We start from the raw sequence: 22301 nt of genomic DNA on the forward strand, positions 1-22301 counted from the left end.
ATAATCACGACTAGCGCAATAATCAATAAGCTAATGACTAAACCTAACATGTTTCCTCCTAAAATATTCTGTAATATTAATCACGGAATAATAATAACACGTTATATTATCCCGCGCAAGATAATTCACAATAAATTCTATAGATTCATCATAGTTTTTTGTGAAGTTCACCATACCCAAAAACTATAGCAAACCTAGTAAGGTATAAAAAATATAGATATAACAAGAAAAATCCCTCACCGTAGTGAGGGATTGAATATATTATAAAATACCAAAGAGCCACATGCCAAAGGTGCCGCCCCAGAAATGAATGAGGAAGCTCACCACAGAGATAGCAAGGCCTACGCGCCACCACGTACCTTGTGGCACATAGCCAGCACCAAAGAAGATCGGTGTTACACCCGAACTATAGTGAGTCAATGTACAGCCAGGACTGTTCATCAAACCAAAGAGCAATATCGTAAACGGAATAGGAGCCCCCATCGCCACTAAAATGGCTGCAAAGGCGGAGAACAGAGCCGTAATACGCGCCGTACCACTGGCAAAGAAATACTGAGAGTACACAAAGGTAGCGGAAATGATAAAGGACGCCCAGAACCAGTCAAAGCCAGCTAAATGTTGACTTACAAAATCTGCAAAGACAGCTACTACACCGAGTTTACCAAGCAACCCAGCCATGCCCACAAGCGTGCCCATCCAGATGAGGATATCCCAACCGGTTCGTTCACCCAAAATATCCTCCCACGTAAGAGAGCCTGTTACAACACACGCCAGAACCCCCATCATCGCAACAACTGTAGGATGAAGCTTAGTCCAAATCGCTGTAGCCCAAAGCAAGATGCAAAGAACAAAAATAATGGCAACAGAAATTTCAGCCTTCGTAATAGGTCCAAGAGCATCTAGTTCTTTTTGAGCCATTGCTGCAGCCTCTGGTGTTTCCTTGATTTCTGGTGGATAGATTTTATAGATAAACCAAGGCATCAAAATCATACAAATCACACCAGGAATCACACCGGCTTGGAACCATTCCCACCAAGATATATCATAGCCAAACAGTTTAGCACCTAAGGACGTAATAAGCAAGTTACCACTACATGCAGTCAAGAAGATCGTTACTGTAATGGTGTTAATAGTATGTGCCGTCGTCATCAAGTACGCCCCAATGCGGCGAGCCGTATTACCATATGGTTCAGAGTCAAATGCTAAGGAAATATTTTGTACGATGGGGAATACGATACCACCACCACGCGCCGTATTAGATGGTGTAGCTGGAGAAATAATCAAATCTGTACAAGCCAAAGCATAGGCAAGCTTTAATGAGCTTGTGCCAAAGGAGCGAATCAAGGTGTACGCAATGCGCTTGCCAAGGCCAGAATTAATAATACCGCGAGAAAAGAATACGGCTGCTACGATAAGCCACACATTCGCTTCTGCATAGCCACCTAGTGCCTGTACCATAGTGATGGAGTTAGTGGCTACGGCTACAACAATACCAAAAAGCGCCATAATGCCCGTTGGCCAAGGTCGCAATATAAAGCCCACAATAGTAGCCGTAAAGATAGCTAATAAATGCCAACCTTCCGGCTTGATTGCCTCTGTATGAGGTAAAAACCAAATGACGAGGCCCACTAAAACGGTAAGGGCCGCTCGTGTAAAAGTATTCATAGAACCTCCATTAGGCTTAACAACTTTCCAAAAATTCTTTGATCTTAGGATTTGCTCTTAACGCATCCATTTCTTCAGGGGATAATAATTTTACCTTATCTCGATCTTGATTAACTAAACAAAGGAATCCAATATAATCCCCTTTATTAGCTCGGAATTGATGGATTGTGTTACCGGGAATTTCGATAAAGTCGCCAGATTTTACATCATGAATCTCATCGCCTAATAACAATTGCCCCTTACCACGGAAAATCATAACCATATGAGTATGCTCATGATATTCTAAGGTGGAATAGCCCCCAGGCAAGCATTCAAAATAGCGGAATTGACATGGAATATCATAAGCCCCATCGTATAATACTTGACGTGTTACATCTTTAAAAGGACTACCATCTTGCTTATACACCAAGGTTTCGATACCATCCCACTTAAAATTTTTAGCATCAAACTTACGTATCATCGTATTACCTCTTTAAACAAAAAAGGGCTGCATCGAAACAAGGTTTCAATACAGCTCCATCGGTTCGATTATTTGAAGAGACGTTTCAAAGTGCCTAGTAATCCATGACTATGTTTTTGTACACCGTCTGCAACGCCTGCCACTTCAAAGCCAGTTCGTTCAATGGCTTTTGTAATAACTTCTACAGATGCTTTTGTTGGATCAAAAGAAACAGTAGCAGTCTTTTCTGGCAAATCTACTTCTGCACTTAATACACCAGGCAAACCTAGAGATGCACCTTCAACTGTTTCTTTACAGTTGTTGCACATCATCCCCGGTACAGTAAATACCTTTGTTACAACGCCATTATCTTCGCCACAACCACAATCTTTGCACATAGTGTTACCTCCTATTAATCGTTAGCTTCTTTATGTTTATCGTCGTTCTTAGCCCCTGCTGTCACATCGATAGTAGTCGCTTTCTTAACGGCTTCTTTCGTTTCATCAACAGCCTTTTTAGGCCCCGAAATAGCATCTTTAAACTCATTGATGCCTTTACCAATAGCTTTACCGACTTCAGGCAATTTACCAGGTCCGAAGATAACTAGAGCAATCACTAATATAACTATTAATTCAGGTGTTCCTATAGACCCCATATGTATCTCCTTTATTTTTACTACTACTTATACTCTTTAGTGTACATCATCATAGGCTGCCTTGTCCACATACCAGGTCATGGCTTCTTGTGAAAGCACCGCTCCAGGCAATACACGACCAATGCGTTTTTCCCAAGGTAAATCCTCGTAATCTTCGCGTTGATACAATACCTTTGTCAAAGCAGTTCGCTTACTTTCACCAGTTACGGTAAACCAAATAGCATCGGATTTTGCTAAGAACGAAAAGGTCATAGAAATACGTTCCCATACCTTTCCATCCTCAACGGCTACCACCTCTTGATCTGTGACACGCAATGCATGAGAACCTGCAAATAGACCGGCTGTATGACCATCTTCGCCAAGATCGAGCAATGCCAAATCTAGTCCACTTTTTTTACAAGCCTTGAGAACATTCTTAACCTCTTTCTCGTATTCCGCTGCCGCTTCTATTACAGTTTTAGAATCTGTATTAATTGGCAAGAAATGAGCCGCCCCTTTCGCCTTACACAACAAGTAAGGTTTCACGCGATTGAAGTAATTATCCTCATGAGATTGCGGCAAGAATCGCTCATCAGTCCACACAAAGAATATGCGTTCCCAATTTAGGCGTTCAATATATTCTGGGGAATTAAGCAATTCTAATAAACCATTAATAACAGTCCCGCCCGTAATACCAACAACACACGTTTCAGTGCGATTGATTTCCTCGTTGGTAAAAGCAATAAAATCCTCTGCCAATGCTTGAACTACATCGCTAGGGCTGTCATAACATTTAATTGTATCTTGAGCCATGTAATAATGACCTCCTAAAACTATTTCAATAGTTCTATTATATACACTTTTTCTGTGTAATGAAAGCAAAACCGATGTAACTCAATAGTTGGAGCCACATCGGTTCTAATTATATTTGTATTTTCTTATGAATTACAGGAAATTCCATTCCGTATATTCATAAATCAATATTATTGTTGACCAAATTTAGGACGGCGACGCTCTGTAAACGCACGGACTCCTTCTTTGAAGTCCTCTGAAAGACCTAATTTACATTGGTTCTCTACTTCAAACTTCTTGTACTCTTCCCAACCCGCTAAGAAGCTATTCCACATCATTTCCTTCATAACGCGGTAAGATTGTGCAGGCCCTTTTGCCAACTTCTCAACAAGGCGTCTTGTAGCAGTCTCTAAATCTTCTAATTCACAAACCTTATACACAAAGCCAAGTTCCTTACCCTTTTCAGCAGATACGGCTTCACCGGTCATGACAATATGCATAGCACGGTTCATACCAATAGAACGCGTCAACAAGAATAAACCGCCTGCATCAGGAGCAAGGCCAACATTTACAAAGGCTTGAATAAAGCGTACGTTATTAGCAGCTACAACAAAATCTGCCGCCAAAGCCATATTGAAGGCAGCACCTGCTGCAGCCCCTTGAAGGCTCATGATAACAGGTTTTGGTAACTTCTTCATAGCCATAGAAATCTCAGCTACTAGCTCAACGATTTCAAATAAAGACTCAGTATCCCCTTCGTTTACAGCGCGCTCCATCTCTGTTAAATCGCCACCCGCAGAGAACACCTTCCCCTCTGCATTGATAAGCAATGCACGAACACTTTCATCATTATGAGCTTTATCTAAAACCTCAAGAATCTCCTTGCACATCTCGATATTAAAACCATTGGCTACCGTCGGACGATTAAAGGTCAACGTACCAATGCCGTTGTCCACTACGTACTGAATTGTATTATAAATCATATGAGTTCTCCTATATGAAAATCTATTTTCGAAAAAATTCGATTATATCTCTATTATAGGAGAATTAAATGTCTGTGTAAATGATAGAATTAAATAATCCTATGAATTAAAACTTAAGATAAATATAATCTAAGTTAAAAACTATATATGATGCAAAAACACCTGCAGACATTGTCTGCAGGTGTAATATCCTGTATTCCCAATATTAACGTTTGGAGAATTGGCTTGCTTTGCGGGCTTTTTTAAGACCGTATTTTTTACGTTCTTTCATACGTGGGTCACGAGTCAAGAAGCCAGCTTTTTTCAAAGATTGACGAAGTTCGCCATCTACGTCCAATAACGCACGGGAAATACCGTGACGAATTGCACCAGCTTGACCGGAAGGACCACCACCAGCTACAGTTGCGATAACATCATATTGTTCAACTGTGTTAGTCAAGTTCAAAGGTTGTTTTACGATCAATTCCAAAGTTTGGCGACCGAAATAATCATTAAGTTCACGTTTGTTAACAGTGATTTTACCTGTTCCCGGTACCAGACGAACTCTAGCAACGGAAGATTTTCTACGACCAGTGCCGTAATATTGTGCTACTGCCATTATATATTCCTCCCTCTAGATTATCGTACGGAAATTTCTAACACTTCTGGTTTTTGAGCTGCATGTGGATGCTCAGGGCCAGCGTATACGTTTAATTTACGGTATTGTTGTGCACCCAATTTGTTTTTTGGAAGCATGCCACGAACTGCCATTTCAACAACACGTTCAGGTTGTTTTTCAAGCATCATGGACAATTTAGTGAAACGGGAACCACCTGGGTAACCAGAGTGACGGAAGTATTCCTTTTGTTCCAATTTTTTACCAGTTACGCGAATTTTTTCTGCGTTTACAACGATCACATGGTCACCAGTGTCTACGTGTGGTGTGAAAGTTGGTTTATTTTTGCCCCGAAGAACTTTTGCAACTTCGGCAGCAAGGCGTCCTAAAGTTTTACCTTCAGCGTCAACAACATACCATTTCCGTTCGATTGTGTTCGGATTGGCCATATATGTAGTTTTCATGCTGCATATCCTCCTAATAACGTCATAATTCTACCAAAATCAGCTTGTCCTTTGCTTCCGGGGCTAATGGAAACACGACTAAAGCTTACTCAAAATAGTATACAGATTTTATGGGTTTGTGTCAATTAAAATTTAGTAGTTATACGCTATCATCAAATTAATTTTTTAATATAGAATTACATTGCTGTATTACCTCATTCAATACGGTCTGATCAGTATTAAGAACAAGTTTAACCCAATTATCACGCCAACTACCTCCCAATTGAGCGTCTACTTTTATATGTCCATATGATTTGCATATAATATGGACATAATCATCCGAATCATCATAAGCAATACGAACCTCTCCATCTAATGTAATATATATTAATTTTGAGTTGACTGATTAATTGTCTAAATTGATTTACAGTATAAACAAATGTGCCTCGTCCGGAAAAATCACCACTTTTAATATACACACTAAAGGCAATACACTCCTCTCGAGACTCAACATCAGCAATATATTTTTCTTCTAACTCAACACGTATAAAATCCATTAATCTCCTCTAAATAATAAAGAATGAATAGTCCCCTTTATTATCTTGCCTTAGCAAAAACCTACTTATATTACATATAACTTTATATTGTGCAGGAAATTTATATATTTATATAGAATTATGAATATATAATATCAAAAATTGATAAAAGTTTAATTTAGATTTTGTAAAACAACACATATTATATCTGTACTTCTATAATCTAGGAGATGATAATATGAATCTAGAAAATAAAAACTCATTTCTCTTAAATAGTGCTCTATTTTTTTCAACAATGGGAAGCACTGCAACAACACTAGGCTTTATAACATATATATTTAATACCACCCACAGTCCTTTTAATACAGGGGCAGTTACGATAGCAACATTATTAGTTGGAATGTTATTAGGCCCATTTTTAGGGATACTTGTAAAAGAAAAAGGCTTAATGTGGTCTATGGTAGTTCCTGAAATAGTTTCGGGTTTTATATTATTAATTTTTATTTTCATAGATAACCTTTATCTAGTATATATCATAGCTTTTCTTATAGGTTTTAATAATAAAATTTTAGGAATCGCTAGACTTTCTTTTATACCTAATATTACAAATGATCTAGTCAAATTTAATGCACTGCTCCGGTCTATTAATCGTTTTGCATTGATAAGTGGTTCCTTATTATTTAGCGTTATAATTAATTACTCTTTAACGATGGTATTCGTTATTGATGCAATTACTTATATTATTTCAGCCTACCTACTTTATCAATTAAATAGAAATGTGAAAATACAATCATACTCAACTATCTCCCAAAAAACTATTAGACAAAACATATATGATCGAATTCAACTTTTAATAAAGGGATATAAATTATTATTCCTAAACAAAAAAATTAATTTTATAGTTTATTTGGGTATATTAGCTAGAATATTTTATATGTGTATTCCGATTCTACTATTAATATTTATTAAAGATATCTTACATTTAACTGATAGTCAGTATGGATATACACAAACAATCTCTAGGCTGGCATCATTCATTGTTTTTGGAATTCTTGCTAAATATTTCACCATTAACTTAGTAACGAGTTTTAAAAAGATTTTGTTTCCTCTTTTTTTACTATATGGGGGAAGTATTTTTTGCATAGGTTATATAAAAACAATAGAAGAACTTTATATTCTATATAGCATATCTGAAATATTATTATTTACAGCCGTTGTTTTAGTCCATGCATATATACAATCTATTTTTTCACAGGAAGAGTTAACATTAGCTAGCGGTTCTGTAAGTACAGGTTTTTCTATTGGATCAATATTATCAATAACTATATTTACAAGCTTAGCAAATGTATTACCTTTACATGATATATTTTTTATATGTGGATTTGGAATAATCATAAGCACTGCTATTATAATAGGTTATACTCGATTAAACTCTAAAATTTAATTTTTTATGATAGCTCTACTTTTATAAACAATACCCACAACATACAAAAACCCGCAGTGCATAGCACTGCGGGCAATAGCGCCAAATTATTTGGAGTACAATTCGACGATAAGTGTTTCGTTAACTTCGATAGGAAGTTCTTCACGTTGAGGAAGACGAGTGAAAGTAGCTTTGAAGCCTTCCAAGTCTTTTTCAATGTAAGGAAGTTCGAAAGAACGAAGTTCTTGGAAGTTAGTTTTGAACATTTCGTTATCACGAGATGCTTCGCGCAATTCGATTACATCGCCTGGTTTGCAGGAGAAGGAAGGAATGTCTACGCGACGACCGTTTACCAAGATGTGGCCATGGTTTACCATTTGACGAGCTTGACGAATGGAGTTACCAAAGCCGATGCGATATACAAGGTTATCAAGGCGTTGTTCCAAAAGGATCAACATGTTTTGACCTGTAACACCTTGCATTTTTTTCGCTTTATCATAATAGCGTACGAACTGGCGTTCTAGCAAGTTGTAGTAAGCTTTAACTTTTTGTTTTTCTAATAATTGTGTGCCATACTCAGACATTTTTTTCTGACGTTGGTCTTTTTTGACGCGATTCAAGGCTTTTGCGTGACCGAATACGTTCACACCAAAGCGACGACAAAGTTTGAATCGAGCCTCTCTTCTCGTTGCCATGTGATTATCACCTCATAAGATTAAAAATAAACCTGTACCTACACATAATGGTACCCAAGTATAATATCATTTTCATCTAGTTATGTCAATTATCGATACTTGTGAAAGTCATTGAAATAAGTGCATAATCACAATTTTTAATTACACTTTTTTACGATAATACGACGCACTATATCGATTGTGCATGTTTCATCATATTTTATAGATTTAGATGAAAAATCAATTATAGTATGCTACAATATGAATAAGTAAGGTAATAGGTATCATTGGAGTCTTATGTCTAAGTTGGGGGAATAACATGAAAGAGTTACCTACAATGCAAGAGCTACAAAGTTTTATTACCTATAATAAAACAGGAAGCTTTACATTAGCTGCACAATCTATGAATATTACACAATCAGCTTTCAGCGCTCAAATGAAAAAATTAGAGCGTTTAGTTGGTGTGAAATTAATCTCCCGTTCTACAAGAGGTAGCCGTTTAACACCAGAAGGTGAGTTGTTCCTACCAGAAGCAGAACAAGTTCTCGACACATTGGAACGCGCTATCCAATCCATTCGTTTAGCTAGCAAGGTTGAACGCCCAATTCTAAACATTGGCGTATTACGTAGTCTTGGGGATATCCGTCTAAACGGTTACGTTTCCCACTTCTTCCAAAACCATCCTGAATTCTCTGTTAGTATTTACGATATGGAAGAAGAAGAATTGATGCTCGACTTGCGAGAAAACCGCATCGATATTGCATTACTCTATTTACCTAATAATAAGGATATGTCCGCATACGAATCCACCGCGCTTAGAGAAGACGAATTTGTATACTATGCACCAAACTTAGTGAACGGTATGGAAACAGCCAGTTTAAAAGCTATCCAGCAACAACCACTGCTCATGTATCCACCTAAATACTTTATGTATCGCACATTAAAAAACTATGTTGGGAACGGTCAACAAAACCTACATATCCGCGGTAGCCGTCTATCCAATCCATATACAATGATCGACTACTGTCAAAAGAATAAATCTGGTTGCATCGTAGCACGCCAAATTTTAAGTTCTTTAAACATCAATGATGGCTTTGTACCTTTAGAAAAACCATTCAAACTACAAGTGTGCTTCGCATTTAAGAAGAATAATTCTAAAACAGAAACTATGCATACCTTCATGGATTATGTACAAAGCGAATCACCACCACGTTTATAAAAAATAACAAAACCCCGTATACTTTTTTAGGTGTACGGGGTTTTATTATATTCACAACACGACTCAATTCCATCACTACTAAAATCTATATTTAAGTAAATTTTCTCTTTCACTCTAAACGATTAATAGTCTAAGGATATAAAATAATTGCTCTCTTCTAACTCAGGTTGTACAATAGAGAATAGATTTCAATTAATACAGTAAGAATACAGTGAGGTTACTATGCTCTTATCTATTCTATTCTTTATACTAGCAGGACTTGCGGAAATCGGTGGCGGCTATCTCGTATGGCTCTACATGCGTGACGACAAAGGTCTAGTTTACCTAATCGCAGGTGCTTTTATTTTATTCTTATATGGCATCATCCCTACCTTCCAGCCAGAAGCTAGCTTTGGGAAAGTATACGCAGCATACGGCGGCGTATTCATTGCCCTCTCTATTCTATGGGGCTGGCTTGTGGATGGCTTACGACCAGATATGTACGATATCATCGGCGGTCTTGTATGTCTCGTAGGTGTATATATCATCATGTATGCGCCACGGTAAATATGTAGTTTCCAGATATAACTATAATAAAATTTATATTTTTTAGATATAACAATAACTAACTATATATTTTGAAAGTACAACCATAGCAACTATATATTTTTTACATAAAACTATATAAGCATTACAGCAAAAGGAGTACAACTATAACAGTTGTACTCCTTTATTTATCTACATGACCATATGTATTTTTTACATACTAAAAAAACGGCTATCCGAAGATAACCGTTTGCTTTGGTGGACGATGACAGGATCGAACTGCCGACATCCTGCTTGTAAGGCAGGCGCTCTCCCAGCTGAGCTAATCGTCCATGTGGTGACCCGTCCGGGAATCGAACCCGGGATACCGCCGTGAAAGGGCGGTGTCTTAACCGCTTGACCAACGGGCCAATAAAAATGGCTCCTCGAGTAGGACTCGAACCTACGACCGATCGGTTAACAGCCGATTGCTCTACCGACTGAGCTATCGAGGAATGTTTATGGAGCGGGAAACGAGATTCGAACTCGCGACCCCCGCCTTGGCAAGGCGGTGCTCTACCGCTGAGCTATTCCCGCAAATGGTGGACGATGACAGGATCGAACTGCCGACATCCTGCTTGTAAGGCAGGCGCTCTCCCAGCTGAGCTAATCGTCCATATGTGGTGACCCGTCCGGGAATCGAACCCGGGATACCGCCGTGAAAGGGCGGTGTCTTAACCGCTTGACCAACGGGCCAGAAATGGTGACTCACCCGCGACTCGAACGCGGGACACCCTGATTAAAAGTCAGGTGCTCTGCCAACTGAGCTAGTGAGTCAAATGGCTCCTCGAGTAGGACTCGAACCTACGACCGATCGGTTAACAGCCGATTGCTCTACCGACTGAGCTATCGAGGAATGTATGGAGCGGGAAACGAGATTCGAACTCGCGACCCCCGCCTTGGCAAGGCGGTGCTCTACCGCTGAGCTATTCCCGCATACAGAACCGATAATTACTATAACATAATTATCAATCTGTCGTCAAGGATGAATTAAGTCCGTCCTGACTGCCATATAATAATATCAATTTACACATATAGTGTCAATGGTTTTTCCATAAAATGCTAGTAAATATTGGTTTAAAGACCATCGCCCACATAAGAAAAAGAGCGATGGTACAATCCCCCTTTAAAACGGGTTATTCTTTATCCTTTTGTCTACCTTTACCAGCCCCATCTTCGGCTACACTCACCTCCGCTTCAACGAAGGTTTTCATGTCATTTAGCATATGCATAGATGCATTGATAACAGATAGGCCCATGGTAGAACCTAAGGCTTCATCAATTAGCAGTTTATAGTCTAAATAAGGCTTTACCCCTAAGAAGCGACATTGTTCCTTATGTATGGGCTCATCATGTATAGGCTCATCATAGGCAGCCGACGGGAACACATAGTTCTTAACTAGCGGTTCAATGGTAACCGCCGCTAAAACAGCTGCACCAGTTACTATATTATCAAAGACTACAGCCATGCGATGGCTAGCAGCCCCTAAGATAAAGGCCGTTAAAAATGCAATATCTAAACCACCCGCTACGTGAAGCAAGTTCAATACCGCATTACGGCGCTCGCTTTCACTCAAAGCAGACCAATCATCCACAGAAATATTAAATCGATCTACAAAAGAATGAATATGAGCAGCGCGTTGCTCTATCGTAGGGCCATATTCATTATGAACGAGAATATTCTCATAGGCACAACCTGTGATTGTCGCCGTCGTTACAAGAGAGTCCAGAAAGGTCCTCTCCCCTATATTGCCAATAGCCACCACTTGTAATCCATCTCTATGTAACTTATCTGCATAGGTAAAACCTAGCTCAATAGCACGGTCTAATTCATCGCGAGAAATAGCAGGTTCTACGCCAAAGAAATGGGACCCATTCCGAATCACCTGTTGCTCAATATTTGTTAAATCAGAAGTGTCTTGTTCTAGACCTACATTCACCACATGTACTGTAGCATTTAATTTAGCTGCAGCCCCTTGTGTAGCTGTTCTTCCCTCATTAAAGCGTTTTATAGCAGCATAACTTTCACTACCATGTTGATCATTTTGCGGTCCATCTACCAAGTGATCAGCTGCCACAACGAGCACACCTTGACGCAAATGATTTGGTTTAGGGTCTCCTAAAATCCCTGCAAAACGCTCCGCTATAGTTTCTAACATAGCCAGGCTATAGATAGGCTTTGTCAAATTATCAATACGGAATCGACATGTTTCCATTGCTTGTGTATCTAACGGCTCAACTTTGAAAGTTCTCATTTATTACCTCCTGTAATGGCCATATACATATGCACCGCAAGATCTAGCATCCCCATTTGTATGGATCCACCAGAAGCCTCACCTAAACAAAGACCTAAATCTACATAGGCTTCAAGGCCTAAATTTTCTAAGGAAGATTTGGCCGCTTTTTCAGCAGATAAATGTGAAGCCATCACATAATCCATCGCTTTTGGAGCCAATGTTTTAGCCACCAATGCACAAGCCGATGTATTAAATCCATCGATAATAACTAACCCATGATTTGCTGCAGCGCCTAAGATAACACCCACAATACAAGCAAATTCAAAGCCACCTACAGAAGATAAAATTCCAATGGCATCGTCTTTAGGAATATCCTTATATTTCTCCAGTACATCATGAACAATGCGTTGCTTTAGTTTAAGTCGTTCATCGGAAATATTCGTTCCTCGTCCTGTCGCCTCTTCCGCTGTAAGTCCTGCAAACTTAGCCGTCATAAGAGCACTAGCTGTCGTATTTGATATGCCCATTTCACCTACCAAAAATACGTTAAAGCCTTCATCGATTTTTTCTTTTACTAGACGAATCCCTGTTTCGATGCCCTCCACGGCTTGTTCGCGCGTCATGGCGGGCTCTTCTACAAAGTTTTTTGTACCCATCCCCAGTTTATGACTACGAAGGCCTGGAACCCAACTCATATCCGCATCAATGCCCATATCGATAACTTCCATTTGAGCACCACAGTAATTCGCTAGAGAATTAGCACCCGCCCCTTTAGGAATCAGGTAATTTTGTGTCATCCCAACAGTTGTTTCCTTGGGATACGCACTGACCCCCATATCAGCTACGCCATGATCCGCAGAAGCAATAATCATACATGGTTTTGGCACGGTTACCTGCTCTTGATTCGTAGCCGCTCCATATTGAGCCACAACATCTACAAGACGACCATATAGTTCCACCGGCGATTCTGCATTCCAGTTATTAAATATATGTTGTTCAATCTTTAAGCTGCGACCTGTAATAGCGCCACAAGTTTCTTGTAACAAACTCATAAAAGCTCCCTTAACATAATATATTTACATACTCATATCGATATATAGTATACACGATTCTAGATATATTTCATGTTTTTTCAGTTACATTTACTCTCTTATAGGATACAAAACTACGCCATTTTAATTATCCTTGATTTGACCAGTTAAATACGGTAACTTTCCTCGAATCTCGCGACTTCGTTCAAGATAGATTTCTAATTCTTGACCGTCATCCTCTTGTAAAAGTATCTTTTTTACACGTTGAATTTCTGCTTCAACCTGTGTGAGCCCTTCAATGACATTACGACGATTCCCATAAATAATTTCACGCCACATCGATGGTAATCCACCTGCAACACGGGTGCAATCACGGAAACCGCCAGCAGATAACTTCATGCGTAATTCGCCCAATTCATCGCCTCCCGAAACTTGTGTTAAAATAGAGGCCAATAAGTGAGGCATATGACTAACCATAGCCAGATATGCATCGTGAGCATAAATATCGACAAACTCGATACGAGACCCTAAGGCACGACCCATGTCAGCTAATTCTTGAGCTACTTCTTCACTATATACATCAGATGCCTTATCTTCTAACACGATCCAGCCCATACCTTTGAATAGGTTTTTATGAGATACTTCATACCCACCCTTTTCGGATCCTGCCATAGGATGGACAGATACGAAAACGGTCCCCTTAGGAATCGATTCATAAACGGCTCGTACAAAATTTTCCTTCGCACTAGATACATCGGTTACGACTTGTCCCGGTCTAAATAGATGAGCCGTTTCAGTAAAAAGTCGTGCATTTGTATCAGGTGGCAAGGAGAACACAACGATATCTGAGTTCTTAATCAATGGCTCAACTTCAGTCCACGCAGCTTTTACCACACCATCTTGAATGGCCGCATCACAGACCTCTTGACGACGTGCATAGCCTACTACCTCATAATCTGTATATTCCTTTAAGGCCTTTGCCAAGGATCCACCTAATAGGCCTAAGCCAATAATGCCTACGGTCTTACTCATATAAACCTACTTTCAAGTAAAACTAGCAATGTCTATTCTCCAATATAATGCTAGTTATATTACATTATTATTTAGCTAATTGTAAATCAAAATTAGGGAGAATGAAATTAAGCTTCGATAAGATGCTTGTTTCTCCATTTACCGCTATACCAACGATATATAAACAATAAACCTCGCAAGATTTCATCAGCGGCCATGGCAATCCATATACCAACAAGGCCCCACCCCCAGTAAATACCAAATAGATACGATAATGGCACGGCGCATAACCACATGCCAAAGATTCCCACTAGCATAGGCGTACGAATATCACCGGCAGCCTGCAAGCAACCAACCATAACGATATTTATTGCACGTCCTAACTCAAGAAAGATCTCAACTAGTAATACATTATGTGCTAACTCTAGGATTTCCGGAGCCGAAGTAAACACAGATACAACAAAATCACTAGTCACATAGAAGAATGTAGCAAGACCTACGTTAATAGCAATCGCTAAATACATGGACTTCCATACACGACTAGTAACCTCCTCTTGGCGTTTAGCGCCCATTAGGAAACCTACGATAACTTGTGAAGCATTGGATAGCGCTATGGTGTATACATAACAAAGCATGGCGATAACAGATACATAAACTTTAGTATTAATAACTGCTAAGCCTAACATGTTGACCATTTTCATGATCGTAGTTTGAGATAATTGATAGCTCAATGTTTCTCCACCAGAAGGAACACTAATATGCAATAAAGATTTAACCGTATGCCACGGAAATGGTTTTAAGAATTTAAAGTTTACCTCTAAGGTTAATAATTTCTTAAAAGTATATCCAATAATCACGAGCCCTACGACTTTAGATAGCCATGTTGAAATAGAAACACCTAATACACCAAGGCTTGGTATTGGACCATGTCCAAAGATTAATACATAGTTTGTTAGAATATGAATGATATTCATCACAAGGGCAATGTACATGGTAACGCGTGTTAATGAGTGACCTCTAAATACGGCTACTAACGCATAATACATCGCTTGTATCGGTAGCCCTGCAGCAACGATAGTAGTATATATCGACGTATCACTCATCGTTTCTGGTGGTATACCTAGCCATGTAAAGATCCATTCATGGCAAGTAATAAAGAATACTGCCGCTATAGATGAAAAGAGAAAATTCATCATTAAGCTGACCGTACATACCTCTGATAGCTTGGACTGGTTTCTCGCTCCTAAATATTGGGCAATCAAAATCGTCGTAGCTGTACTCATGACGATGATGAGCATAATAAAGATATTTAAAATTTGATTGGCATTAGCTACCGCTGCTACCGCTTGAGGCGAGTAGTGACTCATCATCAATTGGTCTATATTACCTACTAGCATCTGTAGGAACACTTCAATAAATATAGGCCAGCTCAAAGTCCAGATAGATAGACTAATCCCCTTTTCGTATGCTTTCATAAAAACCTCTGCAATGAATACGATACAATTGCAATGAATATCATACAATGTCCTTATTATATCACGTTATATAACCACATGGGACAAATCGCAGAAAGCAATATACTAAATAGTTTTTCATAAAATAGTACATACAAAAAACGTGCCACCCGAAAGTGACACGTTTCTTTAATCAGCATCCTACCTAATGGGTACGATACTAATATTATTTAAATTGATTGCAAAGACTATCAAATAATGCTTGGTCAGGTTTTACAACATCTTCAGTCAATGGACGAGGATGTGGTCCGCCATTTGCTGCAGCCATTGCTTTTTCAAAGGAAGGTTTAGATGTATTTTGATAGATAAGGCCTGTAACCAAACCATCAGTATCACCCAAAGTTTTAAGCGCTGTTGCACGATCTGTTGGGTCATAACCTTCAGGCAATGCTACTAAATGTTCTTTGAACCAATCATAGCTATTGCGTTTGTTGTATGTAACACATGGGCTAAATACATTGATGAAGGAGAAGCCCTCATGATCCATAGCTTGTTGAATCAAATCAACGAGCTCTTTACGATTCACCATATAGCTTTGCGCTACAAATGTAGCACCTGCTGCAATCGCAGTTTCACAAACGGACAATGGAGACTCAAACGCACCATGAGGAGTTGTTTTTGTAACAAAACCGATGTCAGAACGAGGGGATGCTTGACCTTTAGTCAAACCATATACATGGTTATCCATTACTACATATGTCATGTTTACATTACGTTTAAAAGCATGAATGGTGTGACCCATACCGATAGCAAACGCATCACCGTCACCGGAAAATGCAATAACTTCTAAGTCTTGGTTAGCAAGCTTAACGCCTTGCGCATAAGGAAGCGCACGGCCATGAGTTGTATGCGCACCATAAGCATAGAAATAGCCACCGATACGGCTAGAACAACCAATACCGGAAATTACGGCTAATTTTTCTGGTGGAATATTTTTCGCTACTACAGCATCAGTAATCGCCGCTTGAACCCCATAATGGCCACAGCCTGGACACCAGTTAGGACGAATATCATTTCTGTAATCTTTAGCTGTTGTCATATTATAGGACCTCCTTAATCGCATTTTTCACATAACTTTTTGTGAATGGATTACCATCGTATTTCAAGCAGCTAGAAATCTTATGTTTCTTATGCATGTTGATTTTAAATAAGTTAGCCAATTGACCAGTTTTATTGTGTTCTACAATAACTACTTTTTTCGCCGCATCAAAGAACGGTTGTAATTGCTTTGCTGGGAATGGTTTAATTAAGCGCAATTGTAAGTGATTAACTTTAACGCCTTCTTGATCAAATTCAGCAACAGCTTCTTCAATAGCACCACGGCTAGAAGCCATACCTACAACGAGTACATCTGCTTCGTCGTATTTAGCATTATTCAAGAATGGTTCATAGTTATCAGCTACAGTTTCCAATTTGCGGAAACGTTTATCAGTTTGCGCTACGTGCATTGTAGGCGCTTCTGCTGGTTTACCTTCTTCATTATGCTCTAAACCTGTGGAAAGGAATAGACCATTTTTCATGCCTGGAATTGTACGCGGAGAAATGCCATCTTCAGTCAATTCAAAGCGTTTGAAGTAGTTAGGTTGTACCAATTCAGGAAGCTCAGCTTCTTTCATCATTTTACCGCGATTAATAGGTACGCGGTTCAAATCGAAAGAAGGAACGGATTGTTTATTCAAACCTTGTTGTAAGTCAGGCATAAAGATAACTGGACATTGGTACATTTCTGCCAAGTTGAAAGCTTTTTGAATTTCATAGAAACATTCTTCAATAGATGTTGGAGAAATTACGATACCAGAGTAGTCGCCATGTGCATTGTAGCAAGCTGCATCAATATCGGATTGTTCAACTTTTGTAGCCATACCAGTGGATGGGCCAGAACGTTGAACGTCGATAACAACCATTGGCAATTCAGCCATGGAAGCCATAGACAAGGATTCTGCCATCAAGGAAAGGCCTGGACCAGAAGTACATGTAAAGCCACGAACACCTGCGTATACACCACCCATAGCTGTCATACATGCTGCGATTTCGTCTTCTGTTTGAACAACAGTTGAGCCCAACTTATCCATAGTTTTAATCATGTATTCCATAACTTCGGATGCTGGCGTAATAGGATATGATGCCATGAAACGGGAGCCTGCTGCAATAGCACCAAGAGCACATGCTTCGTTACCTAATAAGAACATTTGATCTTTCTTACCAGGCGCTGGCAATGTATCGATCTCAACATCGCCTAACTTTTCCATTACAAGGCTATGACCATCATCGAAAGCAGCCAAGTTTTTATCTATAATCTCTTGGGATTTCTTTGCAAATTTCTCAGTAATAGCATCTTTAAACATCTTAGTATCAAAGCCAAGAAGCGCTACGGACATTCCAAGTGCTACGATATTACGCATCAACAAGGATCCTTGTTTCATTGCTGTTTCAGAGATAGGCAAAGATAAGCAATTAATCTTTGTACCTTCAAATTTAGAAAAGTCTGGATTAACTTTACTATCACAGATGATATATCCACCATCACGTACTTCGGAACCGTGCATATCAACGGTTTCTTGATCAAGGGAAAGCAAGAAGTCTACCCCTTCACCAATGGACATAATTTGTTCCAATGCTACGCGCAATGCGAATGTAGTATGACCACCTTTGATGCGAGATGCAAATAAACGTTGGCTATACAAAGAGTAGCCTTCTTTAGCAAGGATTGTGGCCATAATTTCGCCGCAACTCTCGATACCTTCACCTTGTTGGCCGCCCATTTTCCAGATAAAATCTTTACGTTTTTGCAAGAGATTCACCCTCCTTAGGATAAAAATTACACTGCTGACAAGAGTCTACCTTACTATGTTAATGTTTTATAGTACGAACCTGTCTTATATCGTCATTGTATCATGTATATTTTAGGTTTACAATGTATCATTTCACATAATAATAGGTATAAATTAAGGTATTATAACTAAAAATTATAAGAGAAAAAGGATACCACTTTTTAAGTAGTATCCTTTTAGTATTTATGCTTATCGTTTTATATTCAGACGGCAAAAAAGAGTCTATATAAAATTATATAGAATATTTATTCTCGAATCATCTAAAATATTTATTTCGTAACACCTCTTGTTGTCGCTCCTCAGTGAAGAATATTTCTTCTAAACATAAACCCTGAGCAGGTGCAGTTTTCCCTATAACACGGCGGTCCTTAGCTACTAAGTACCCTTTAATGTCCTCCACCTTACGGCGACCAAGTCCGACATCTACGAGTAATCCCGCAATATTACGCACCATATGGTATAAGAACCCATCACCGACCACAGAAATCGTTACGTGAGCCCCCTTTGCCTCAACATGGATTCCCAGGATTGTTTTTACAGGATCCGCAGGGGTTGAATTCGTTCCCTTTAGGGTTGTAAAGTCATGCGTACCTACTAGTTCATTACCTGCAGCCTGCATCCGATCAATATCTAAGGGCTTTTTCACATTCCAATGATACCGCTGCGTCAAAGGATCTGCAATGAGCTGATTATGAATCGTATATACATACTCTTTACCGTATATATTCCACCGTGGCTTCCAATCTAGCGGAATTTCTTCCGCTTCTAGAACGACTATATCCTTAGGAATATGAGCTATCATAGCACGAGGAATATTTTCTACTGGTATAGTGCCCGACGTTTGAAATGTACAAACTTGAAATTTAGCATGCACCCCCGCATCAGTACGAGAGGCACCATAAATTTGAATGGGTTCATTACAAATACGTGATAAACCATATTCCAAACAACCTTGTACCGTTAACCCCTTATCATTAGGTTGCTTTTGATAACCTGCTAAATCTGTACCATCATAAGCCACTATGATCCGTATATTTCTCATAAATCTAACCACCACAATGCGACAAGTACAATAGTTACCAAAACAACAGCGCCAACACCAATATAATCGACATAAGTAACTTGTAATTCCTTCATACGCGTACGGTTGACACCACCTCTATAGCAACGCGCTTCCATAGCGATAGCTAATTCATCGGCCCGTCGAAACGCACTGATAAATAATGGCACTAAAAGTGGCACCATGTTTTTCGCTCGTTGAATAATAGAGCCTGTCACAAAGTCTGCACCACGAGCAGATTGTGCTTTCATAATACGATCTGTCTCATCCAATAAGGTAGGAATGAAACGCAACGCAATAGTCATCATCATGGCTAGTTCATGAGCAGGAACACCTATGCGACGGAACGGATTGAGCAAGTGCTCGATGCCATCAGTTAAGCGAATCGGTGATGTGGTATAGGTCAACAATGAAGAGAACAAGATTAAGAAGATTAATCGTGCCGCCATTTGAAGGCCCATTGCCACGCCATGATCTGTAATATTAATAATTCCCCATTGGAAAATTGGATTACCTGGCGTCGTAAAAATATGAATACCCATGGTAAATACGATGATAATCCAAAGCGGTTTAATGGCAGACCACATCAGGCGTAATGGCAAACGCGATAATAGCATTGCAAAGATGGTGAAACCACCTACTATGCCATAGGCTAGTGGAGAATTTGCCAAGAAGATAGCCACTACGAAGATGGTAGTAGCAATAATCTTTGCTCGCGGATCCATGCGATGCAAGAAGGAATTCCCTGGGAAGTATTGACCAATAGTAATGTTATTTAACATGGCTACCTCCCTCTAGAATTGCTTGTACCGCATCATCTACAGACAGTACGCGATTAGACACATCAAGGCCTTGTTCACGCAAATATTCCATGGTAACAGACACTGGCGGTACATCTACACCGACAGCCTGTAATTCATCACGATGATTATTAAAGATGTCCATCGGTTCACCATCGAGAACGATACGCCCTTTATCGAGTACTACAAGACGAGAAGCCATGCGAGAAATATCTTCCATATTGTGAGATACAAGAATTACAGTGATTCCCTTTTCTTTATGAAGTCGAATGATTTCTTCAAAGATTTCTTCCCGTCCAAATGGATCAAGACCAGCAGATGGTTCATCGAGCACGAGAAAATCTGGGTCCATAGCCACTACGCCAGCAATAGCCACACGGCGCATTTGACCACCAGATAAATGGAATGGAGAACGTTCTGCATATGTGTCATAATCGAGTCCTACGAACTTCATCGCATCTCGCACACGCTCGTCTACGTCATCAGCACTAAGCCCTAAATTTTTAGGACCAAAGGCGATATCTTGAGCGATGGTTTCTTCAAACAATTGATGTTCTGGATACTGGAATACCATCCCCACCTTATGACGCATTTTTTTTGCTTCCTCTGTAGAAGCGCTAATATCTACACCATTGACAGTAACTGTACCAGTTGTAGGATGTAATAGCCCATTTAGATGTTGTACAAAGGTGGATTTACCGGAACCAGTATGACCGATAACCCCTAGAAACTCCCCATTTTCAATGGTAAGAGATACACCACGAAGCGCAGTCTTTTCAAAAGGGGTGCCCACGCCGTAGGTATATGTAATATTATCTAGTACGATTGCCATTAGTGGGTTGCCTCCCCTCTTGAAGCATCTGTTGAGTGTATAGCGGATAATTGTTTACCTAACTTTGAGCCTTTAAGGCCCTTTGCTAACTCTTCATTATTAATGATACTCTTACCCACTTCATAACCTTTAGCATTCAATTTGAAAGCAATCTCAGAGGCTACCGGTACATCGAGGCCCAGCCCTTTTAAAGTATCTACATGACTAAAAATTTCACGAGGCGTACCATCATGTAATTTCACACCATTTTTCATAACCACAACTCGGTCTGCCGTAACAGCTTCCTCCATGAAGTGCGTAATATATACAATCGTAATGCCCTCTTCCTTATTGAGCTTGTGAACCGTTTCAAGCACTTCGCGGCGACCTTTTGGATCGAGCATCGCTGTTGGTTCATCAAGAACGATGCAATCAGGCTTCATCGCTAATACACCTGCGATAGCAATACGTTGTTTTTGTCCGCCCGATAATAAATGGGGACCATGTTCTCTATATTCAGTCATATTAACAGCAGCTAACGCTGCATCGACACGTTGTCTAATTTCTGCACTAGGAATACCTAAGTTTTCTGGGCCAAAGGCAACGTCCTCCTCTACAACGGCCGCTACAATTTGGTTATCAGGATTTTGGAATACCATTCCTACATGTTGGCGAATATTCCAAATATGCGCTTCATCCCGCGTATCAAAGCCACATACATTGATATGACCTTCACTAGGTTGTAATAACACATTAAAATGCTTGGCAAGCGTACTTTTACCACTGCCATTAGTGCCAATGATACAAACAAATTCACCACGCTTAATGGATAGATTCACATCATCCAAGGCACGTACATCATTGCCGTTTTCATCAGTATAAATATGACTCATATGATTGACCTCAATCATAATGTCTTGTTCATTCATGGATAACCTCATATCTTTCTAGTCAATTTCGTTTCTATGAAAGTAGAACCATTTGCATCTTCTATCATACTCATGTGGTGCATAATCCCCATATTTCAATTTATCCTATT

General features: G+C 39.5%; 22 protein-coding genes, 9 tRNA genes and 1 pseudogene. 3 read left to right on the plus strand and 29 right to left on the minus strand.

The annotated features are described in order from the left end of the window. Positions 1 to 261: 261 nt before the first annotated feature. The 9 genes and pseudogenes from PK1910_RS05265 to PK1910_RS10325 form a co-directional block, all read right to left on the minus strand. The gene (locus tag PK1910_RS05265; protein WP_058948072.1) at positions 262 to 1665 is read right to left on the minus strand and encodes a DASS family sodium-coupled anion symporter; all 1404 of its coding nucleotides are present in this window, start codon (positions 1663 to 1665) and stop codon (positions 262 to 264) included. A 16-nt stretch (positions 1666 to 1681) separates the two neighbouring features. Beyond that, positions 1682 to 2125 (minus strand): cupin domain-containing protein, encoded by a 444-nt coding sequence (locus PK1910_RS05270; RefSeq protein WP_058948073.1) that lies wholly within the window; start codon positions 2123 to 2125, stop codon positions 1682 to 1684. A 68-nt stretch (positions 2126 to 2193) separates the two neighbouring features. Then, positions 2194 to 2502, minus strand: coding sequence for a heavy-metal-associated domain-containing protein (locus tag PK1910_RS05275; protein WP_021148497.1), 309 nt, complete (start codon positions 2500 to 2502; stop codon positions 2194 to 2196). A 14-nt stretch (positions 2503 to 2516) separates the two neighbouring features. Next, a complete protein-coding gene (locus PK1910_RS05280; protein ID WP_004695192.1) occupies positions 2517 to 2759 on the minus strand; it encodes a Sec-independent protein translocase subunit TatA/TatB in 243 nt (80 codons plus the stop codon). A gap of 36 nt (positions 2760 to 2795) precedes the next feature. Then, on the minus strand, positions 2796 to 3551 hold the full coding sequence (pgl, locus tag PK1910_RS05285; protein ID WP_058948074.1) for a 6-phosphogluconolactonase: 756 nt from the start codon (positions 3549 to 3551) through the stop codon (positions 2796 to 2798). Between the two features lie 170 nt (positions 3552 to 3721). Continuing rightward, positions 3722 to 4513, minus strand: a complete 792-nt coding sequence (gene fabM / locus PK1910_RS05290; protein ID WP_058948075.1) for a trans-2-decenoyl-ACP isomerase — start codon at positions 4511 to 4513, stop codon at positions 3722 to 3724. A 205-nt stretch (positions 4514 to 4718) separates the two neighbouring features. Beyond that, complete coding sequence (gene rpsI / locus PK1910_RS05295; RefSeq protein WP_004695188.1) at positions 4719 to 5111, minus strand: 30S ribosomal protein S9; 393 nt, start codon at positions 5109 to 5111, stop codon at positions 4719 to 4721. A 20-nt stretch (positions 5112 to 5131) separates the two neighbouring features. Continuing rightward, positions 5132 to 5572 carry a 50S ribosomal protein L13 gene (gene rplM, locus PK1910_RS05300; protein ID WP_004695186.1) on the minus strand — a complete coding sequence of 147 codons (441 nt, stop codon included), beginning with the start codon at positions 5570 to 5572 and terminating at the stop codon, positions 5132 to 5134. A gap of 157 nt (positions 5573 to 5729) precedes the next feature. Then, positions 5730 to 6108 (minus strand): annotated as a pseudogene (locus PK1910_RS10325) (WapI family immunity protein). A gap of 217 nt (positions 6109 to 6325) precedes the next feature. On the opposite strand from PK1910_RS10325, the gene PK1910_RS05305 reads away from it, so the two are divergent. After that, positions 6326 to 7531 carry an MFS transporter gene (locus PK1910_RS05305; RefSeq protein ID WP_058948076.1) on the plus strand — a complete coding sequence of 402 codons (1206 nt, stop codon included), beginning with the start codon at positions 6326 to 6328 and terminating at the stop codon, positions 7529 to 7531. 86 nt (positions 7532 to 7617) lie between these two features. On the opposite strand, the gene rpsD is transcribed toward PK1910_RS05305, so the two are convergent. Then, positions 7618 to 8205 (minus strand): 30S ribosomal protein S4, encoded by a 588-nt coding sequence (rpsD, locus tag PK1910_RS05310; RefSeq protein WP_004695181.1) that lies wholly within the window; start codon positions 8203 to 8205, stop codon positions 7618 to 7620. A gap of 298 nt (positions 8206 to 8503) precedes the next feature. Between rpsD and PK1910_RS05315 the strand changes: the two genes are divergently transcribed. Next, positions 8504 to 9403 (plus strand): LysR family transcriptional regulator, encoded by a 900-nt coding sequence (locus PK1910_RS05315; RefSeq protein WP_004695178.1) that lies wholly within the window; start codon positions 8504 to 8506, stop codon positions 9401 to 9403. A gap of 222 nt (positions 9404 to 9625) precedes the next feature. Further along, positions 9626 to 9949, plus strand: a complete 324-nt coding sequence (locus tag PK1910_RS05320; RefSeq protein ID WP_058948077.1) for a YnfA family protein — start codon at positions 9626 to 9628, stop codon at positions 9947 to 9949. A 235-nt stretch (positions 9950 to 10184) separates the two neighbouring features. On the opposite strand, the gene PK1910_RS05325 is transcribed toward PK1910_RS05320, so the two are convergent. From PK1910_RS05325 to PK1910_RS05415, 19 genes are all read right to left on the minus strand, one after another. Then, positions 10185 to 10260: transfer RNA gene (locus PK1910_RS05325), tRNA-Val, on the minus strand. A gap of 3 nt (positions 10261 to 10263) precedes the next feature. After that, positions 10264 to 10338 (minus strand) — tRNA-Glu (locus PK1910_RS05330). An 8-nt stretch (positions 10339 to 10346) separates the two neighbouring features. Further along, positions 10347 to 10422, minus strand: a tRNA-Asn gene (locus tag PK1910_RS05335). Between the two features lie 7 nt (positions 10423 to 10429). Then, a tRNA-Gly gene (locus PK1910_RS05340) sits at positions 10430 to 10504 on the minus strand. A gap of 3 nt (positions 10505 to 10507) precedes the next feature. Next, positions 10508 to 10583: transfer RNA gene (locus PK1910_RS05345), tRNA-Val, on the minus strand. 5 nt (positions 10584 to 10588) lie between these two features. After that, positions 10589 to 10663, minus strand: a tRNA-Glu gene (locus PK1910_RS05350). A gap of 5 nt (positions 10664 to 10668) precedes the next feature. Beyond that, a tRNA-Lys gene (locus PK1910_RS05355) sits at positions 10669 to 10744 on the minus strand. Positions 10745 to 10747: 3 nt separating this feature from the next. Further along, a tRNA-Asn gene (locus tag PK1910_RS05360) sits at positions 10748 to 10823 on the minus strand. A gap of 5 nt (positions 10824 to 10828) precedes the next feature. Further along, positions 10829 to 10903, minus strand: a tRNA-Gly gene (locus PK1910_RS05365). Positions 10904 to 11103: 200 nt separating this feature from the next. Continuing rightward, complete coding sequence (locus tag PK1910_RS05370) at positions 11104 to 12222, minus strand: nicotinate-nucleotide--dimethylbenzimidazole phosphoribosyltransferase (protein WP_058948078.1); 1119 nt, start codon at positions 12220 to 12222, stop codon at positions 11104 to 11106. Beyond that, positions 12219 to 13256 (minus strand): nicotinate-nucleotide--dimethylbenzimidazole phosphoribosyltransferase, encoded by a 1038-nt coding sequence (cobT, locus tag PK1910_RS05375; RefSeq protein ID WP_058948079.1) that lies wholly within the window; start codon positions 13254 to 13256, stop codon positions 12219 to 12221. Before cobT ends, PK1910_RS05370 begins: the two co-directional genes overlap by 4 nt. A 123-nt stretch (positions 13257 to 13379) precedes the next feature. After that, positions 13380 to 14267 (minus strand): prephenate dehydrogenase, encoded by an 888-nt coding sequence (locus PK1910_RS05380; RefSeq protein WP_058948080.1) that lies wholly within the window; start codon positions 14265 to 14267, stop codon positions 13380 to 13382. 107 nt (positions 14268 to 14374) lie between these two features. Then, on the minus strand, positions 14375 to 15721 hold the full coding sequence (locus tag PK1910_RS05385) for an MATE family efflux transporter (protein WP_058948081.1): 1347 nt from the start codon (positions 15719 to 15721) through the stop codon (positions 14375 to 14377). 205 nt (positions 15722 to 15926) lie between these two features. Continuing rightward, positions 15927 to 16799 (minus strand): 2-oxoacid:ferredoxin oxidoreductase subunit beta, encoded by an 873-nt coding sequence (locus tag PK1910_RS05390; protein ID WP_008602530.1) that lies wholly within the window; start codon positions 16797 to 16799, stop codon positions 15927 to 15929. 1 nt (position 16800) lies between these two features. Beyond that, positions 16801 to 18552, minus strand: a complete 1752-nt coding sequence (locus PK1910_RS05395; RefSeq protein WP_004698101.1) for a 2-oxoacid:acceptor oxidoreductase subunit alpha — start codon at positions 18550 to 18552, stop codon at positions 16801 to 16803. Between the two features lie 295 nt (positions 18553 to 18847). Next, entirely contained in the window at positions 18848 to 19633 is a 786-nt protein-coding gene (gene truA, locus PK1910_RS05400) for a tRNA pseudouridine(38-40) synthase TruA (RefSeq protein WP_058948082.1), read from the minus strand. Further along, positions 19630 to 20433: an energy-coupling factor transporter transmembrane component T family protein gene (locus PK1910_RS05405; protein ID WP_008602525.1), complete on the minus strand. Its 804-nt coding sequence runs from the start codon at positions 20431 to 20433 to the stop codon at positions 19630 to 19632. The genes truA and PK1910_RS05405 overlap by 4 nt, the downstream gene beginning before the upstream one ends. Further along, positions 20423 to 21283, minus strand: a complete 861-nt coding sequence (locus tag PK1910_RS05410; protein ID WP_058948083.1) for an energy-coupling factor transporter ATPase — start codon at positions 21281 to 21283, stop codon at positions 20423 to 20425. Before PK1910_RS05410 ends, PK1910_RS05405 begins: the two co-directional genes overlap by 11 nt. Then, positions 21283 to 22191 (minus strand): energy-coupling factor transporter ATPase, encoded by a 909-nt coding sequence (locus tag PK1910_RS05415; protein WP_058948084.1) that lies wholly within the window; start codon positions 22189 to 22191, stop codon positions 21283 to 21285. The genes PK1910_RS05410 and PK1910_RS05415 overlap by 1 nt, the downstream gene beginning before the upstream one ends. Between the last annotated feature and the right edge of the window lie 110 nt (positions 22192 to 22301).

The organism is Veillonella parvula (assembly GCF_036456085.1).
GTDB lineage: Bacteria > Bacillota > Negativicutes > Veillonellales > Veillonellaceae > Veillonella > Veillonella parvula_E.

Coding starts and splice junctions, on each gene's coding strand:
- PK1910_RS05410 (WP_058948083.1), bottom strand. CDS start 21,283: ATGGCAATCGTACTAGATAATATTACATATACCTACGGCGTGGGCACC.
- PK1910_RS05265 (WP_058948072.1), bottom strand. CDS start 1,665: ATGAATACTTTTACACGAGCGGCCCTTACCGTTTTAGTGGGCCTCGTC.
- PK1910_RS05315 (WP_004695178.1), top strand. CDS start 8,504: ATGAAAGAGTTACCTACAATGCAAGAGCTACAAAGTTTTATTACCTAT.
- PK1910_RS05270 (WP_058948073.1), bottom strand. CDS start 2,125: ATGATACGTAAGTTTGATGCTAAAAATTTTAAGTGGGATGGTATCGAA.
- pgl (WP_058948074.1), bottom strand. CDS start 3,551: ATGGCTCAAGATACAATTAAATGTTATGACAGCCCTAGCGATGTAGTT.
- PK1910_RS05280 (WP_004695192.1), bottom strand. CDS start 2,759: ATGGGGTCTATAGGAACACCTGAATTAATAGTTATATTAGTGATTGCT.
- PK1910_RS05390 (WP_008602530.1), bottom strand. CDS start 16,799: ATGACAACAGCTAAAGATTACAGAAATGATATTCGTCCTAACTGGTGT.
- truA (WP_058948082.1), bottom strand. CDS start 19,633: ATGAGAAATATACGGATCATAGTGGCTTATGATGGTACAGATTTAGCA.
- PK1910_RS05415 (WP_058948084.1), bottom strand. CDS start 22,191: ATGAATGAACAAGACATTATGATTGAGGTCAATCATATGAGTCATATT.
- PK1910_RS05320 (WP_058948077.1), top strand. CDS start 9,626: ATGCTCTTATCTATTCTATTCTTTATACTAGCAGGACTTGCGGAAATC.
- PK1910_RS05370 (WP_058948078.1), bottom strand. CDS start 12,222: ATGAGAACTTTCAAAGTTGAGCCGTTAGATACACAAGCAATGGAAACA.
- PK1910_RS05405 (WP_008602525.1), bottom strand. CDS start 20,433: ATGTTAAATAACATTACTATTGGTCAATACTTCCCAGGGAATTCCTTC.
- rpsI (WP_004695188.1), bottom strand. CDS start 5,111: ATGGCAGTAGCACAATATTACGGCACTGGTCGTAGAAAATCTTCCGTT.
- rpsD (WP_004695181.1), bottom strand. CDS start 8,205: ATGGCAACGAGAAGAGAGGCTCGATTCAAACTTTGTCGTCGCTTTGGT.
- cobT (WP_058948079.1), bottom strand. CDS start 13,256: ATGAGTTTGTTACAAGAAACTTGTGGCGCTATTACAGGTCGCAGCTTA.
- fabM (WP_058948075.1), bottom strand. CDS start 4,513: ATGATTTATAATACAATTCAGTACGTAGTGGACAACGGCATTGGTACG.
- rplM (WP_004695186.1), bottom strand. CDS start 5,572: ATGAAAACTACATATATGGCCAATCCGAACACAATCGAACGGAAATGG.
- PK1910_RS05385 (WP_058948081.1), bottom strand. CDS start 15,721: ATGAAAGCATACGAAAAGGGGATTAGTCTATCTATCTGGACTTTGAGC.
- PK1910_RS05275 (WP_021148497.1), bottom strand. CDS start 2,502: ATGTGCAAAGATTGTGGTTGTGGCGAAGATAATGGCGTTGTAACAAAG.
- PK1910_RS05305 (WP_058948076.1), top strand. CDS start 6,326: ATGAATCTAGAAAATAAAAACTCATTTCTCTTAAATAGTGCTCTATTT.
- PK1910_RS05380 (WP_058948080.1), bottom strand. CDS start 14,267: ATGAGTAAGACCGTAGGCATTATTGGCTTAGGCCTATTAGGTGGATCC.